At 38.4% G+C, this 15,737-nt stretch carries 16 protein-coding genes; 8 read left to right on the forward strand and 8 right to left on the reverse strand.

Translation table 11 applies throughout. The features are described from left to right. Positions 1 to 368: 368 nt before the first annotated feature. The 3 genes from E1I69_RS07815 to E1I69_RS07830 form a co-directional block, all read right to left on the reverse strand. Positions 369 to 968, reverse strand: coding sequence for an Rpn family recombination-promoting nuclease/putative transposase (locus E1I69_RS07815; RefSeq protein WP_161974858.1), 600 nt, complete (start codon positions 966 to 968; stop codon positions 369 to 371). After that, a complete protein-coding gene (locus E1I69_RS25450; RefSeq protein WP_431731869.1) occupies positions 913 to 1,140 on the reverse strand; it encodes a PD-(D/E)XK nuclease family transposase in 228 nt (75 codons plus the stop codon). The genes E1I69_RS07815 and E1I69_RS25450 overlap by 56 nt, the downstream gene beginning before the upstream one ends. A gap of 243 nt (positions 1,141 to 1,383) precedes the next feature. Further along, the gene (locus tag E1I69_RS07830) at positions 1,384 to 1,695 is read right to left on the reverse strand and encodes a hypothetical protein (protein ID WP_136379053.1); all 312 of its coding nucleotides are present in this window, start codon (positions 1,693 to 1,695) and stop codon (positions 1,384 to 1,386) included. A gap of 363 nt (positions 1,696 to 2,058) precedes the next feature. Here E1I69_RS07830 and E1I69_RS07835 point away from each other — a divergent pair, with 363 nt between their 5' ends. From E1I69_RS07835 to aspA, 8 genes are all read left to right on the forward strand, one after another. Next, positions 2,059 to 2,508, forward strand: coding sequence for a c-type cytochrome (locus E1I69_RS07835; RefSeq protein WP_136379054.1), 450 nt, complete (start codon positions 2,059 to 2,061; stop codon positions 2,506 to 2,508). A 40-nt stretch (positions 2,509 to 2,548) separates the two neighbouring features. Further along, positions 2,549 to 4,420 carry a Sec-dependent nitrous-oxide reductase gene (nosZ, locus tag E1I69_RS07840; protein ID WP_136379055.1) on the forward strand — a complete coding sequence of 624 codons (1,872 nt, stop codon included), beginning with the start codon at positions 2,549 to 2,551 and terminating at the stop codon, positions 4,418 to 4,420. Between the two features lie 72 nt (positions 4,421 to 4,492). Beyond that, entirely contained in the window at positions 4,493 to 5,059 is a 567-nt protein-coding gene (locus E1I69_RS07845; RefSeq protein ID WP_136379056.1) for a hypothetical protein, read from the forward strand. After that, positions 5,056 to 6,390, forward strand: a complete 1,335-nt coding sequence (gene nosD, locus E1I69_RS07850; RefSeq protein ID WP_136379057.1) for a nitrous oxide reductase family maturation protein NosD — start codon at positions 5,056 to 5,058, stop codon at positions 6,388 to 6,390. Before E1I69_RS07845 ends, nosD begins: the two co-directional genes overlap by 4 nt. Then, a complete protein-coding gene (locus tag E1I69_RS07855; protein ID WP_136379058.1) occupies positions 6,354 to 7,154 on the forward strand; it encodes an ABC transporter permease in 801 nt (266 codons plus the stop codon). Before nosD ends, E1I69_RS07855 begins: the two co-directional genes overlap by 37 nt. Continuing rightward, entirely contained in the window at positions 7,147 to 7,821 is a 675-nt protein-coding gene (locus tag E1I69_RS07860) for an ABC transporter ATP-binding protein (protein WP_136379059.1), read from the forward strand. Before E1I69_RS07855 ends, E1I69_RS07860 begins: the two co-directional genes overlap by 8 nt. Next, a complete protein-coding gene (locus E1I69_RS07865; protein ID WP_136379060.1) occupies positions 7,818 to 8,720 on the forward strand; it encodes a FixH family protein in 903 nt (300 codons plus the stop codon). Before E1I69_RS07860 ends, E1I69_RS07865 begins: the two co-directional genes overlap by 4 nt. A 270-nt stretch (positions 8,721 to 8,990) precedes the next feature. Continuing rightward, the gene (gene aspA, locus E1I69_RS07870; RefSeq protein ID WP_136379061.1) at positions 8,991 to 10,409 is read left to right on the forward strand and encodes an aspartate ammonia-lyase; all 1,419 of its coding nucleotides are present in this window, start codon (positions 8,991 to 8,993) and stop codon (positions 10,407 to 10,409) included. A gap of 389 nt (positions 10,410 to 10,798) precedes the next feature. Here the strand turns inward: aspA and E1I69_RS07875 are convergent, their stop codons facing one another. The 5 genes from E1I69_RS07875 to E1I69_RS07895 form a co-directional block, all read right to left on the reverse strand. Continuing rightward, positions 10,799 to 11,584 carry an SDR family oxidoreductase gene (locus E1I69_RS07875; protein WP_136379062.1) on the reverse strand — a complete coding sequence of 262 codons (786 nt, stop codon included), beginning with the start codon at positions 11,582 to 11,584 and terminating at the stop codon, positions 10,799 to 10,801. 140 nt (positions 11,585 to 11,724) lie between these two features. Then, positions 11,725 to 12,648 carry a DMT family transporter gene (locus E1I69_RS07880; RefSeq protein WP_136379063.1) on the reverse strand — a complete coding sequence of 308 codons (924 nt, stop codon included), beginning with the start codon at positions 12,646 to 12,648 and terminating at the stop codon, positions 11,725 to 11,727. A 112-nt stretch (positions 12,649 to 12,760) separates the two neighbouring features. Next, positions 12,761 to 13,363 (reverse strand): TetR/AcrR family transcriptional regulator, encoded by a 603-nt coding sequence (locus E1I69_RS07885; RefSeq protein WP_136379064.1) that lies wholly within the window; start codon positions 13,361 to 13,363, stop codon positions 12,761 to 12,763. A gap of 22 nt (positions 13,364 to 13,385) precedes the next feature. Continuing rightward, the gene (locus E1I69_RS07890) at positions 13,386 to 14,084 is read right to left on the reverse strand and encodes a GTP pyrophosphokinase (protein ID WP_242634558.1); all 699 of its coding nucleotides are present in this window, start codon (positions 14,082 to 14,084) and stop codon (positions 13,386 to 13,388) included. 273 nt (positions 14,085 to 14,357) lie between these two features. After that, entirely contained in the window at positions 14,358 to 15,659 is a 1,302-nt protein-coding gene (locus E1I69_RS07895; protein ID WP_136379066.1) for an MFS transporter, read from the reverse strand. Between the last annotated feature and the right edge of the window lie 78 nt (positions 15,660 to 15,737).

Genomic DNA, 15,737 nt, shown 5'->3' on the forward strand with positions numbered 1-15,737 from the left:
CCTCCGGCGGGCATGATGTAAAGCCAGGAAGCCAGGAGTTTAACAACACCTGGCTTGCCCTCCAGGCTATCATGCCCACCCCTCAATGTAAATTCGAAATAATTGTAGATCACTATACAAATTTTTTAAATAAGTCGATTATCATTGTTTGACACTTTTACACAAAATTTAGGACTTGACTCATTTCTGCTCCGTTTGGGTCTTCATTGCCTCTATGAAGGGGGTTCCCCTCATTTTTTTGCGTCACTTTGCTTTTCATCGCGTCTATGAAGAGGGTTTCTGGCATTTTTTTGAATCACTTTCGCCTTCATCACTCATTACCACTCATTCATTCTTTCATTTTGTCAATTAATCTTTATAACCCAAGATTATAATCTTCTCTTAAATTCTTTCACTTCTTCCACAGGAATCTTTGTTACCTTTGAAATGACTGTTACATCAAAACCCTCCAATATCATATTTTTTAAAATAACGTGTCGCTCGAGCTCCCTACCTTCCTTCACACCTTCTTCTTTACCTATTTCAATCCCTTCTTCCTTCGCTCCCTTTAATCTACTCAGTTGGTCCCTTAATTCTTTCAAACGCCATTCATATTCCGCTCGATTTTCTTTGTTGACGCTTAGTTTTTCCCATTCTTTAAGGGCTGTTTTTACTTCTTCGTAATTCATCGCCCATTCCTCCAATTCATCGAGAATTTCCGTATCCACTGTATCCTTTTGATTATCTGCAGCTGTTAACAATAATAGCCAAGGAACAGCTTTTGTATCTGTATTCCAGTGTCTGCGATATTGCCTCCATTGTACCATGAATTGCTTTAAATCGAATGTGTGAAATTCAAGTCTATCGCTAAATTGAATATATTTAGTTGTTTCTAGCACTTGGAATTTAGAATGAAATACATCGGTTTCTTGTTTAAAAAGAGAGAAATTTAAAATGGAGAGAACAATGGTCACAAGGGAGTTCTTCATAAGTTTCTTTTTCTTGGAGTGATGCGGTGAATATTTTCCCCCAATAAAAAAGCATATGTTGGGGCATATTGTATGGATTTTCAAGTTGTATCTCAACATTAATTTTATCACCTTTTGAGGTTGTTACCAGGAGATCAAGTCTTGAGGATTTGCCTTCGGAAGTATCCTTTATTACATCTACTTCCTAGTTAGTACCTCCATCGCCGCTTGGCTACCTTGCAAGATTTCCTCAATCAGTTCCTGATCCTCGGGCATTTTTACCACCTCAGTTAGTAAGACGAAAAGATTTGTAAAGGGATTTAAATCTAATAAAAAGTTTTCTGCTTAAATTATCCATTTAGATTCGGGAGTTCGCAATGGATACATGTAAAAAAGCACCCCTCCAAATGGAAAGGTGCTTAGAAATAACTAGCTTTCACAGAAAATAGTCCGCTACAAAGTACGCAACAAGACAAAGAAGCGATCCCGTTAAAAATGGACTGATGGTTAGTTTTGCTTTTTCATGTCTTGGTTTATAGCTTCCTAGAAATGAATTAAAAACGGCAACCTCAGAGTTTTTTGTAAAAATATCGCCTGAGGAGCCCATTAGGAATGCAACTAGAATAAAGAAACAAGAGCCGAAAAACATGGTAGTTAACATATTTGCATCGAAATAAAGGGAAATCCCAAGCAAGACCGCTACCTCTACGGCAGTAATCAGAAGCGCATATGTCATGTGTCGTACCATTTTTTCATCCCCTTCCTCAACCTGCTGTTACCCTTACTTACGAATAAGTGCGAGAAAAGTTTCAGAATACTTAGTATCATCCTATTCAGCATGTTTATCATTTAGTCCGGACAAGAACCGAGCTACTCATTTCCAACCTCGACATTGTGAAAATGCTATTTTCCCTTCATTACCTTTCCAATATTTACACGGTTAAAAACCTTGCTATACCAACAATCCCAGCTGCCTTTCACAGGAATTTCAAAGTTCACAAATTGCTAAAATTCTCTTCACATAAGCTTCACATCTTCCCCGTTTGAGAACTCAAATACGATGGTACGATGATAAAGTAATTTTCCATTTTTTATCAAAGGAGGGAAAACAATGAATAAGTCGATTCTTATTTTTATCGTCAGTGCTTTGGTAGGTTTAGGGCTTGGCTATCTTGGGTTTGAGATCATTCCTGCAAACGACTCTCAAAAAACAACTCAAGTTGCTGCTCATGAAGAACCAAAATCTACTAATCCTGAAAAAGAAACAGCGGTTGAGGAAACTACTGGAGAAACCGTATCTGCTGAAGCTGAGTTACTTCAGTCAAAAGGCTGCTTAGGATGTCACTCCGTTTCTGGATTAAATCTTCAAGGCGGCGCGACTGGTCCAGACCTTACATTTGCCTATGAAAATGTTGAGAGCAAACACGGCAAACCCATTAATGAATTCTTAAAAGAACCTACTTCAGCAGTTATGTCTGGCGTCATTAGTGGAAATCCATTAGCTGACGATGAAATTGAAAATATCGTCAATGCGTTAAAAAAAGCTTCTGAATCAAACTAATCATTTATTCGGGTGGAGAACCACCTAAGGGGGTAAGAGTATGAAAAAATGGATTCCTGCCACTTCGGGATTACTTGCGGGTCTAGTTGCTGCGACCGTATTTTTCGGAGATTTCTCCTCTAATACTCGAAGTGAAGCATCAGATGCAACTATAAAAAGCAATGCTGAAAAAGTATATGTTCCATTTGGAGAAAAAGATGAGTACTACCTATTCGCATCAGGAGGGCACTCTGGACAAATGTTCATCTACGGTGTTCCGTCCATGCGCCATATCCGAACTGTCCCCGTCTTTTCACTTGATTCGGCAACAGGTTACGGTTGGGATACACATACAAAGGAATTATTAGGTGACTATACATGGGGCGATCTGCACCATCCGGCTTTTTCAGAAACAGACGGTGACTATGATGGTAAATATATGTTTGCCACGGATGTAGGTAATAGCCGTGCAGCAGTAATGAATTTAGAAACGTTTACAACTAGAGACATTATTGATGTACCAAATACAAGTGGTCCACACTGTGCAGCATTTGTCACTTCCAACACTGAGTACATGTTCCTCCCTACCCGCTTTGCAGTACCAATTGGTAGAGACTATGCACCACTCGATGAGTACAGTGAAAAGTATCGTGGAGTAATGTCTGCAGTTACATTTGATGAAAAAAACGAAAAATTAAACATCGCCTATCAGGTTGCTTTACCGCCATGGTCATATGACCTCTCAGATGCTGGTAAAAAAATGTCGGCTGATTGGGCTGTAATGACCACCTATAACACAGAAGAAGCAACTACAAATCTAGAAATCAATGCTTCACAAGCAGACCGTGATTATATTGTTCTATTTAATTGGAAAGAGCTCGAACAGCTCGTAAAAGACGGCAATTATGATGAGGTTACTGGTCAGAAGATGATTTTCCCAGAAAAACATAAAGGCGGCATCTATCTCGTTCCAGTTGCAAAATCGCCGCACGGTGTTGATGTAACACCAGATGGTACTCGTTTTATCGCATCTGGTAAACTCGCACCTTCAATGACTGTGTTCTCTTTTGAAAAAGCTTTTAAAGCGATTGAAAATAAGGACTTCTCAGGCGAACGAAACGGAATCCCTGTATTAAAATATGAATCTGTTATGGAGCGAGAAGTAGATCCAGAGAATGCGCTTGGACCATTACATACTCAATTTGATGACAAGGGAATGGCTTATACAACCATGTTCATCTCTTCAGAAATTGTGAAGTGGGATCCAAATACAGGCGAAACGCTTGATCGTGTCCCCGTTCAATATTCACCAGGACATTCTGTTGCAGCTGAAGGAGATACAGTTGCACCGGATGGTAAATACATCATCGCCTTAAACAAAATTGCAAAAGACAGCTATCTATCTGTTGGACCATCACATCCAGAATCCATGCAGCTCATTGACTTAACAGGCGACAAAATGGAAGTGATTCAGTCAGCACCAGTTAACCCTGAACCACATTATGCACAAATGATTAAGGCAGATAAAATCAAAACCATTTCTGTTTATCCAAAGGATGAGAATAACCCTGATGCTGTATATAAGCAAGAAGAAACTAAAATCGTACGAAAAGGCAACGAAGTTCATGTTTATGGAATTGCGATGAGATCTAAGTTTATTTTTGACGCAAATGCGAAACGACCTGACCAAATCGAAGTAAATCAAGGGGACAAAGTCATAATCCATCTCACAAATATCGACTTTGACCAAGATATTACCCATGGCTTCGCAATTAACGGTTATGACTTAAATATGGAAGTTCAACCAGGGCAAACGAATACAATTGAATTTACGGCAGATAAAGCTGGTACATTCCCGCTCTATTGTACAAACTTCTGCTCTGCCCTACACCAAGAAATGACTGGTTATTTCCTTGTAAAACCGACTAACTAAGACAAAAAAACGTGCGAAGAAAGGGGATCTTTCATGGGACCCCTCTCTTTGCACATGAAAGGCGTGTTTTCTATGAATGCAAAACGACTTTCCCCTCTTTCAGCTTTACTACTCCTTGGCAGTGCTGGATTAATTGTCGTGTCTCTGTTTTTCCCTTGGTGGCGAATGGAGTTTTTCGCCCCTCAATATCCAGAAGGGTTAAACATCATCGTACATCCGGACCGCCTAGAAGGTGAAATCGATATTGTCAATGGGCTCAACCATTATATCGGAATGAAAAATTTTAGCGAAGAAAACTTCCCAGAACTACAATTCCTCCCCTATTTAATTAGTGGTTTAGCGGCATTAGTGTTGATAACCGCACTGATTCGCCGAAAGCTTTTGCTATATGGAGTAATTGCACTAGTTGCCATAGGTGGCCTACTTGGAATTTGGGATGTTCATAGATGGCTAAAAGCTTTTGGAACAGACTTAGACCCAATGGCTCCAATCAAGGTAGATCCATTTGTTCCTCCGATTATCGGTGAGAACACATTAGCGAACTTTGTTACCTATAGTCACTTAGGTATGGGTACCTATCTATTTATTGCCGCTTTTCTTTTACTACTCATTCCTTTATGGAAGGATCGCGTAAAATGAAAAAGCTATTGTTCGTTCTTTTAGTCTTTTTATTTTGCTTTCCAAGTCTTAGTTTCGCAGAGAATCCACTGCAGGAGCTAATTGATTCCGCTGAGGAAGGCACTGTTCTTAATCTTGAGAACCGAATTTACGAAGGGAATATTACTATTTCAAAGCCGCTGGAAATTGTGGGAGGAAAAGAAACGATTATTAAAGGTGACGGTACAGGAAATGTAATCTCTATCCATGCCCCTAATGTGAAGCTTTCCCATTTGACAGTAAGGAATGGAAGCATGGATCGGAATTCCTCAGAAGAATATGCAGCCATCAAGGTATACACCGATAATAATGTGCTTGATGATATTACAACTCGTGATTCTTTCCATGGGATTTATTTAAGCCAGGCCCACGACAATGTCGTGAAAAATTGTCGCATGTTCGGACTTGGCAATGGGGAAATAGCAAGCCAAGGAAATGGTCTGCATGTCTATTATTCTAATCGCAACAAGCTTGAAAATAATAAAATTCAAGGAACAAGAGACGGAATGTTTTTTGATTATGCGAATGAAAATGACATTACCCACAACGAAATTAGCAAAACAAGATACGGACTTCATTACATGTATTCCGATTCAAATCGTTTTTCGAATAATACCTTCACCTTTAATACCGGTGGCGCAGCGATTATGCATTCAAATGGCTTAACCCTATCAAACAACCAGTTTATTTTTAATTACGGCCATCGTTCATTTGGTTTATTGTTGCTTTCTTCTAATCAAGGAACGATTACAGATAATACGTTTTTTATGAACCAAAGAGGACTTTATATTGATCAATCAACAGGTAATGTGATTCGCCATAACCAGTTAGTAAAAAACCAAATTGGAATTGAGCTTTGGGCAAGCTCAAATGAACAGATTTTTACTATAAACCAAATTGATGAAAATACGATTCCGGCCATTACTCTCGGTGGCCAGGGACAAAACAGCTGGAGTGAAGATGGGGTTGGAAACGACTGGGGTAGTTCCTTCCCACTTACAGACCTTGATCAAAATGGAGTGGGCGATCAATCTGTTACCTATTATTCTTCCTTACACCAGCTAATAGAGGAGCAGGAACTTACCTATTTATTTTTAAAAAGTCCGGCTATCATCATTTACGAAAAAATTCAAGCCCTTGTTCTTCATAATGAAACAGTCATGTTTGAGGACGCCTCTCCAATTGTACAGCGAGCTACATTCGGCTTTCGTTGGATTTGGATGGTGGTAACAGTTGCTCTGGTAGCGGTGATTTTTGGAAAAAGGAGATTTCATATATGCACTTTATTTGGAAGGAATGGAAGGAACATATAAGAAGTAAGGGCTTATGGTTTTCTTTTATAATCGTTGTATTTATCTCGATTAGTACGTTGTTCAAATCGTCTTCTCTTTCATTTGAGCAAGGTATTTATGTTCTCCTTCTTAACCTGTTTGAAACGTTGCTCTATTTCATACCCATTTTTTGTCTATTTTTAGGTGCCTTTTCGATTTTTCAGGAAAAAGAACAAAAGACATTAGTGATGCTATTAACAAGGAATATTCCCTATTCAAGCTTCCTATTTAAAAAGAGCATCGCGATTCATTCCGTTTTACTCGTACCAATCGTATCTTGGTTTTTCCTCTACCTTGTACCGACGAAGTTTATGTTTCAAGTAGACCTAAAAAGTTATGCCATTTTTGTTGTTTCCATATGTAGTCTTTGCTTAATTTTTACACAGTTTGGCATTCTAATTGGCTGTATGAGCCATACGAAAATGCAAATGATTGGCTACTCCATCTTCATTTGGTTTTATTTTTTCTTTATTCACGACTTTATTTTGCTATCATTTCTTCCATCTGTGAGCTATGAAAATGTAAAACTATTTTCGATGGTTTATTTCTTAAATCCTTTGCAGGCATCAAGAATGTTCCTGGAGACAGGGGTAGGAGTGTTTTCTTTTGGGCATATGTCTAAATTACTCCAATCCTTTATGTGGACAAATCCTACTTTTTTCTTTTTAGGAAATCTAGCCGTATTACTCTGTCTCTCTTTTACCCTTGCTGTATTCCTAAATCGAAGGAGTGTTCAACATGATTGAAATTGAAAACCTCAGTCAGTCCTATGGGAGGAATCTAGTATTAAATAACGTTAGCTTACGTATTGAAGCAAGGGAAATCTGTGCCCTCGTTGGTCGAAATGGCGCTGGAAAATCTACATTAATTAATAGCTTACTCGGACTGTTACCTGTAAAAGAAGGAATCATTAAAATCAACGGTTCAATTATTTCTCATAAAAAAGGGACATCCGGTAAAATTGCCTATTTACCTGAAAAATTTATGCTTTACCCCTCCCTCACTGGGTATGAGAATATGCTCTTTTTTGCAAAGACCCTTTCAAAAACGGCGAATGAAAAAAGAATAGAGGAGTTATTGAGGTCGGTAAGGCTTTGGGAAGATCGTCAGGTCACAATTTCAAATTATTCAAAAGGCATGCTCCAGCGTTTGGGTCTCGCTATTACCTTGTATCAGGACTCAACTATTATAATCCTTGACGAGCCAACAAGCGGAATTGATCCAATCGGACGGACAGAAATACTTCGGATTTTAAAGAATTTAACCGGAAAAACCATTCTTTTATCCTCACACCATTTAGACGAAATTAAGCAAATTTGTACGCATGTAGCCCTTATTCATAATCATACGATTCAAAAATTCACGGTCGCTGAATTTTCACAAAACCAAATACTGGAGGAACTCATGAAATGAAAAGATACCTAGCACTTTGCTTTTCTATCCTTTTATTAGGTTTAACTGGTTGTGCCACTTCGAATAATTGGGAAGTTCAAGTAAATAAACCACTCTATTATATTGAAAATAAAGAGGCTCTATTTGAGGTTCAAATTACAGAAGAAAGTAAACCAGTGGTTGATTTAGAAATTGATGCTGAATTTTCAATGGCAAATATGGACCATGGAACCTATACGCTTACGTTGACTGAAGAAGCTAACGGACTTTATGGCGGCAAAATTGAGTTGCCCATGGCGGGAGATTGGGAAATTGTGCTTAATATCAATCAAAATGGGAAGAAGCTTGAGAAGGTTCTCTCTTATACCGTAAGTGAGGCAAAAGGAGTTGCCACGATAAATGGTGAATGGATTACAGAAGAGGATCTTGATTTTTACCGTTTTATCAATAAATTGCATATTGCCATAAACCGGGTTGAGGACGAAAAAACAAAGAAAGGTCAGGAACTTGATGAAGCACTCGCACACTGGGATTCACAAGAAAAAATGAACGACGACAAAAATCAGTTGATAACCCAGATCATTCGATTACGTTCAATTGCCATGTTAGGGCTTGAAAAAGGACATACAGCTTCTGAAGATGAAATCAAAGCTGAGATTAATTCGGTTCGTGACCAGTATGAAAGATACGAAGTAGCGACAAACATGATAAAAGAATATGGTGATGACAAATTTTGGGAGACTCAAGAAAAGCAATATAAGCTTATCGTCCTTTCTCAAAAAGTACAATTTGACGTAATTGAAAAAGTTCGAAAGGAAAACCCAAATGTCAATGAACAAGAAATGATGTACCTTGCCCAAAAGCAATATGAAGAATTACTTGTTTCACAAGTGAGCTCTTTGGAAATTGAGTTGATGTAGCGTAAGAAGCCTGTCACGTTGACGATAGGCTTCTTCATTTTCGTTAACTTATATATCTTTCAACTGGTATTACATTTTGATACTCCGCCGTGCCTTCTCTTTCGTTGTTGATTTCCCCTTCAACTACTGCCAATTAATAGAAATTCAATATGATGAAAGCGTTTTAGTTTGTAAAAAGAAAATAAATGATATAATGGGATGGATGATTTGTATCCATCTTTTTAAAAATAATAGATAACTTGAATGCATATGTACAAGGGAGAGAACGTCATGGGTCAATATCGTATTGAAAAAGATTTTCTTGGAGAAAAAGAGGTTCCGGTTGATGCCTATTATGGAGTTCAAACCATTCGGGCAGTTGAAAATTTCCCGCTAACCGGTTACCGGATTCATGAGGAATTAATTATCGCATTAGCAATGGTTAAGAAAGCTGCGGCATTAGCAAACATGGATGTACAGCATTTATATGAAGGGCTTGGCAAACCAATCGTACAAGCCGCTGATGAAATCATAAATGGAAAACTGCATGACCAGTTTATCGTAGATCCCATCCAAGGTGGTGCGGGGACATCGATTAATATGAATGCAAATGAAGTCATTGCGAATCGTGCACTTGAGATACTTGGACATGAAAAAGGAAAATATTACGAATTAAGCCCAAACAGCCATGTAAATATGTCCCAATCTACAAATGATGCGTTTCCAACAGCACTTCATATTGCCACACTCAATTTAGTTGAGAAATTGCTTAAAACGATGGAACATATGAAAGATGTTTTTCAGCAAAAAGCAACGGAATTTGATCATATTATCAAAATGGGCAGAACCCATCTTCAGGATGCCGTACCGATTCGTCTTGGACAAGAGTTCGCTGCATATGCTCGAGTTGTTGGACGTGATATAAAGCGTATTCAACAATCTCGCCAGCATTTGTACGAGGTGAACATGGGAGCAACTGCGGTTGGAACGGGGCTTAATGCTTCCCCTCGTTATATTGAAAATGTCGTCAAACATTTAGCTGATATTACGGGGCTTCCATTAGTTGGTGCAGAACACCTCGTCGATGCCACTCAAAATATCGATGCATATGCGGAAGTTTCCGCAGCATTAAAAATAAGTATGATGAATATGTCTAAAATCGCCAATGACTTGCGGTTAATGGCATCAGGACCGCGTGCCGGACTTGGGGAAATCATCCTACCAGCAAGACAACCGGGTTCTTCTATCATGCCAGGTAAAGTAAACCCTGTTATGCCTGAAATGATTAACCAAGTAGCATTCCAAGTGATTGGAAATGATCATACAATCTGCTTAGCTTCAGAAGCAGGTCAATTGGAGTTAAATGTAATGGAACCCGTATTAGCATTTAATTTAATCCAATCACTGAGCATTATGAAAAATGCCTTTCATGTATTTACGGAATACTGTCTAACAGGAATCAAAGCAAATGAGGACCGTATGAAGGAATATGTAGAAAAAAGCGTCGGTATTATTACGGCTGTTAATCCACACATCGGCTATGAAGTCGCTGCTCGAATTGCAAGAGAAGCGATTATTAATGGTAAGCAAGTACGTGAACTTTGCTTGCAATACGATGTGTTAACGGAAGAGGAATTAGATTTAATTTTGAACCCTTATGAAATGACAGAACCTGGGATTTCGGGAGCATCCTTGCTTGAGAGAAATTAAATAACGGACAATCGCCAATAGTGCACTGAAAATGCTCCTTATTAAAAAGGTATCATTACTCACTAAAGTTGAGAAAATGATACTTTTTTTTATTGTTATCTCTACCCAGGTGAAGAGGAAATCTGCGAGGTTGCTCGCATGGAATCCTCTTCATTGCGTTGATGAAAAGGAAAATCGTGAGAAATCCCGACTGAAATCCTCTTCATAGCTCAGATGAAGGGGAAAACGGCGAAGAATCTCACCTTAAATCCCCGTCATAGCCGAGATGAAAAGGATAACGACGGAATATCTTTCACCATCCTTTATTTGAACCACAGCCTCGGATTCTAAAAGTCAAAAACATAAAAAGCCTGCCTCCCTTCTAATCCTCGGGAAACAGGCTTCCTTCTCTAGATCGCCTTCACCATACCGCCGTCAACCAAGTAGGCTTGACCAGTCAAATAGGTATTAGCATCTGATACTAAAAATGTAACAAAGTTTGCGAATTCTTCAGGCGTGCCATAGCGTTTTAACGGAATGGTTTCTTTGAACATTTGCTCAACTTCTTCAATCGGCTTTCCGAGTTTCTCGGCATTTACTTGGTCCAAATGTGCAACTCGGTCTGTCGCAATCCGACCAGGTGCGACTGTGTTGATCAAGATATTATCTGGAGCTAATTCGTCGGCTAATGTTTTTGCTAACCCGACAATTCCTAGGCGAAATGTATTCGAAAGAATCAAGCCAGGAAGTGGCATCTTAATGGATGAAGATGCAATGTTGATGATTTTTCCCCCATTTTTTTGCAGATAAGGTAGTGCTCCACGGATCATTCGAATATAACTTAATAAATTTAATTCAAATGCTCCTTGCCACGCTTCATCATCTAGCTGGTCAAATGTTCCTGCCGGAGGTCCTCCCGCATTGTTAACAAGAATATCAATTGTACCGAACATATCTACAGTATGTTTTATCAATGCCTCGATATCCTCTTTATTGGTGATATCGGTTTGAAGATATGAGACTTTTCCCTTGTTGAATGCTGAAAGCTCTGACTGGACATTCTTTAACTTTTCCTCGCTGCGGCTTGCGAGCATAACATTTGCGCCTTCTTTCACAAGCTGTGTTGCTATTGCTTTTCCAAGTCCTTGACTTGATGCCACCACAATGGCCGTTTTTCCATCTAAATTCAAATCCATATGTACGTCACTCCTTTAGATTGGTCTATTCTTCAATTTTAGCTCACTTTTTTCGTTTTGTGTGGGTCTTTGGAAAATTATTTCCTTTCCCTAAAACTAAAAAAAGGGCAGCCCCAACTAAAAGAGCTGACCCTACCAACCTATTTTGATACGGAAACCCCAACTTGTCTTTCAACCCGGGGTTTTCGTTCAAATAATTCTGTCCCTAATAAAACACCAATCACAATTAAAATAAATCCAACTAACTGAATCCATTTGAAGGCTTCATTTAAAAACAGTACCGAACCAACTAATGAAAAGAATGGCGAAAGGTTTAAGAAAATAGCCGTCTCACCCGCACCAAGCTGCGAAATCGCAAAATTATAGCACAGGTTTCCAATTCCAGTCGAAATAATCGCAGATGCAATGAAAACCCACCAGACATAAGATGGGGCAGCTCCAATTTGGTGGATGGATTGACCCTCTACCGCAAAGCTTAACATGACCAAAAACCCAGCCCCCATTAATAGCGCATAACACGTAATCGTTTTAGGGTTCAATGTATAGGATGCTTTTCGGATAAAAATGAAGCTTAACGCTTGCGCAATGACGGATAGAAACACAAATAAATCACCGTTTGAAAGCTCCGTAAAAGAGCCACCGCCGAGGACCAGTATAAAGTAAATGCCAATCATACCAAAGAGTACACCGCATATTTTTAAAAATGTCATCCTCGCTTTTAGAAAAAGTACCGCTAAAAGATTGGTGACAAGCGGTATTAAGGCTAGAATGGATGCGCCGTTTGTAGCACTTGTATTGACCAAGCCAATCGAAAGTAAGGCTTGGTGTCCCAAAATTCCCGTTAATGCACTAAGTGCGACATAGCCGAACTCATGCGGATTCATTTTTTGCAGATCTTTCTTTACATACAAAAAGACAAAAATGACGAGACCAGCAGCTAGAATTCGTAAACCAGTAATGGTAAACGGAGGAAAGTTTTGGACCAATATTTTAATCGCAACAATATTTAGCCCCCATGCCATCATCACAAACAACAGAATGCCGTATAAAAATTGTTTCTGCACACACACCCATCCAATCTGAAGTCCATAGTTAATGCAATCTATTATACTTCATTTCTATTGAAAAAAGGCTCGAAAAAAATAAAAATGTCCGAAAGGAGCACAATGGAGTCTCCTAGCGGACAAGTCCTTTTTTCAATAAATTCATTTCCGTCATAAAGTTTTCGATTGCCACATCTCGTGGTAAGTCATGGGCAAACGCATGGATTAAATTGCGTAACAGGACTGATGTAATGATTTGCATAGCATGGAATAACTCGACCTCGTCTGAAACATTCATTTTACTGATATTAATTCGTGAGCATAGCATGTTAAAATTTTCGTTGATTTCATGATCACTAATCATTCGATCAAACGTAAGCTCAATTTTATGAGTCATGTTGAGCAGTGCATTTTTTAAAAATGTCAGGTTTTCATCTTCCTTTAAGAACAACTCAAAAAAGTCGATAAAGGTTTGAAATATATCACCGTCATACTTTTTGAGCATGGAAAGAAACGCTGACTTCTTCTCTTTCGCAAACTCCCCTAATAAAAAGAAAAAGGCATCCTCCTTGTCCTCAAAATATTGATAAAAACTGCCACGTGAGATCCCCGCTGATTTGATAATATTTGAAATCGAAGCGTCAAACAAAGGGGCACTGGAAAATTCCTTTTTAGCCGCGTCAATTAACGTTTGTTTTTTATCCTCAGGTAAATTAAAAAAAGTAAGTTTTGGCACTTCCACCTCTCCCTTTTGGTTGTTATTTGACTAATGATAGAAAGTCGTATGGAAGAAGGATTCGATCATCATTTTTATAAAGCTCTTCCGCTTTTGCTGATTCTTTTAGCTTGTTCATTTCTCGCTGTAGCTTTTCCATTTTTTTATCTAATTGAGATGCAGTGATGGCTGCTTCTTTTAATTCATCCTTCATATGCTGAGGAATTTCTTTATTGTATTTGTAATAAATTTTATGTTCTAAGCTTGCCCAGAAATCCATTGCGATTGTACGGATTTGAATTTCAACGAAAACATGGTCCTCTCGGTCGGACATAAAGATTGGGATTTGGACAATTAAATGCAAACTTTGATACCCGTTTGGCTTTGGATTTTTAATATAATCCTTACATTCAATTACTGTAACGTCCTTTTGTTGTTGCAGCATTTCACTGATCTTATAAATATCTGAGATGTACGAGCATGTGATGCGAATTCCTGCAATATCACGGATGTTTTCTTTAATTGAATCAATGTTATAGTCATACCCTTTGCGGTCGATTTTACTTAAAATACTTTCCGGCGACTTTAATCGCGATGAAACGTGTTCAATTGGGTTATAATCATGAATGTATTTAAATTCCTGCTTTAAAATATTAATTTTCGTCATCATTTCTTCAAGAGCAAACTTATACGACATCATAAATCGTAATAGCTCGACCTTAATATCTTTTAGCTGTTCCATTCTAATACCTACAGACATCATTCGTCTCCTTAATGAGATGTAATTGGTTTCTTTATGATTGACGCTTTGACACCTATTTTTTGCAGCCTTTTAACAAGCTTTCGTAATTTCAATTTGTTTAGATCATTTTTCGATTCATTCTTTAACATGACATCGTGTCACCTCACTACTTACATTTTAGATGACACGGTGTCACTAGTCAATTGAAAATGACACATTGTCACATTATATTCACATTAAAAGCCTTCCCCACTTTTGAGAAAGGCCAAAGGTTTACAGTGCTGTACTTGTTTTTTCAACGACAGCATTTTTCTCTTTTAATTCAGGGTGGGCATCTCTGACAACACTTGGTCTTGCGAGGACTAACACTACCCCAATTAATACGACCGCTGACGTAATTAAAATATATTGACCTGGCATGACATCATACAAATAACCGAAAATAATCATCCCAAGCGGCATCAAGGCAACAGCCATTGATTCTAAAATAGAGAACACACGACCTTTGAAATCATCATCAATCATTTTTTGCATCATCACTTGGATTGGTGTATTGACAACAATAATGGTAGCTCCGAATGTAAACATGGCGATAAAATAGTACGCAAAAATGGACCAATAGGATAATGAAATCATTAAGGGAATTGCCATTGCTCCCATAATAATCCCTAATCCAATAATTCCGCGCTTAGATACAAGAAACGGGAACTTTACTTCTTTTCGAATCGAGAAGTAAATCGAGAATAATAGCATCCCAACCGCAAATGCGCCCTGTGTGAAACCAAAATGCTGGGAAGCTAGCTTCAATTTTTCGATTAAGATAAAGGAGTAACCGACCTCAAACGCTCCAAATAAAAAGTTAATAATTAATGAAATCCAAATCATCGTCATAAGTACCTGTTTTGTTTTTAAATAGCCAATTCCTGCTTTCATGCTTTGCCACATCGTTTCTTTTTGATCTTGCTCTTCCTTCGCCTTTCGTTTTGAGAATAAGTTGAAATTCATTGTTGATTCAAGAAGAACAGCAAGCACGGAAGCGGCAATATACATTTCTAAAAATACTTCCATCGATACAGTCCCGTATAAGAGTCCGCCAACTGCAGGACTTCCGATCGCTGCAAATGACATTGAAATCTGATTAAGTGACATCGCTCTTTGGATGCGGTCTTCATCAACCAATCCTGTAACTGATGATGTAAAGGTTACACCTGTAAACGAAGTCGCGATGGATAAGACAACCGTTGTCGTGTAAATCGCTAGCAGTGATAAGCCATAGGTCATACTTACAAGTAGCAGCCCGACAATCGCTAACGTCGTCACAAGTTGTGAGATGATCACGATTTTTTTTCGTGAATATTTGTCTGCCGCATAACCAGCAATCGGTGCCACAAGCGCCCTCGGCAATAAATTACAAATGAGATTCGTTGCAAAGCTTGTTGCAGAGCCTGTCAATTGAAGTATATAAAAACTTATGGCGAATGCGTAAACTTGTGCGCCGAATGAGGAAATAATTTTACTAATCGTGAATGTAAATAAATGATACGTTGCTCTTTTAAGCTTTTGTTGTTCATTCATGCAAATTCCTCCATTAACGGAAAAGTTTAATTTAATTAAACAAATCATAACACCATTATACTTTCTTTTCAACAAAAA

This window comes from Bacillus timonensis (genome assembly GCF_004799755.1).
Taxonomy (GTDB): domain Bacteria; phylum Bacillota; class Bacilli; order Bacillales; family Bacillaceae_L; genus Ferdinandcohnia; species Ferdinandcohnia timonensis_A.

What these genes read in the sequence shown, in the direction of transcription:
- E1I69_RS07890 (WP_242634558.1), bottom strand. Translation starts at nt 14,084, where the DNA reads ATGGAACAGCTAAAAGATATTAAGGTCGAGCTATTACGATTTATGATG.
- E1I69_RS07860 (WP_136379059.1), top strand. Translation starts at nt 7,147, where the DNA reads ATGATTGAAATTGAAAACCTCAGTCAGTCCTATGGGAGGAATCTAGTA.
- E1I69_RS07835 (WP_136379054.1), top strand. Translation starts at nt 2,059, where the DNA reads ATGAATAAGTCGATTCTTATTTTTATCGTCAGTGCTTTGGTAGGTTTA.
- E1I69_RS07855 (WP_136379058.1), top strand. Translation starts at nt 6,354, where the DNA reads ATGCACTTTATTTGGAAGGAATGGAAGGAACATATAAGAAGTAAGGGC.
- E1I69_RS07815 (WP_161974858.1), bottom strand. Translation starts at nt 968, where the DNA reads ATGAAGAACTCCCTTGTGACCATTGTTCTCTCCATTTTAAATTTCTCT.
- nosZ (WP_136379055.1), top strand. Translation starts at nt 2,549, where the DNA reads ATGAAAAAATGGATTCCTGCCACTTCGGGATTACTTGCGGGTCTAGTT.
- E1I69_RS07895 (WP_136379066.1), bottom strand. Translation starts at nt 15,659, where the DNA reads ATGAATGAACAACAAAAGCTTAAAAGAGCAACGTATCATTTATTTACA.
- nosD (WP_136379057.1), top strand. Translation starts at nt 5,056, where the DNA reads ATGAAAAAGCTATTGTTCGTTCTTTTAGTCTTTTTATTTTGCTTTCCA.
- E1I69_RS07865 (WP_136379060.1), top strand. Translation starts at nt 7,818, where the DNA reads ATGAAAAGATACCTAGCACTTTGCTTTTCTATCCTTTTATTAGGTTTA.
- E1I69_RS07875 (WP_136379062.1), bottom strand. Translation starts at nt 11,584, where the DNA reads ATGGATTTGAATTTAGATGGAAAAACGGCCATTGTGGTGGCATCAAGT.
- E1I69_RS07845 (WP_136379056.1), top strand. Translation starts at nt 4,493, where the DNA reads ATGAATGCAAAACGACTTTCCCCTCTTTCAGCTTTACTACTCCTTGGC.
- E1I69_RS07830 (WP_136379053.1), bottom strand. Translation starts at nt 1,695, where the DNA reads ATGGTACGACACATGACATATGCGCTTCTGATTACTGCCGTAGAGGTA.
- aspA (WP_136379061.1), top strand. Translation starts at nt 8,991, where the DNA reads ATGGGTCAATATCGTATTGAAAAAGATTTTCTTGGAGAAAAAGAGGTT.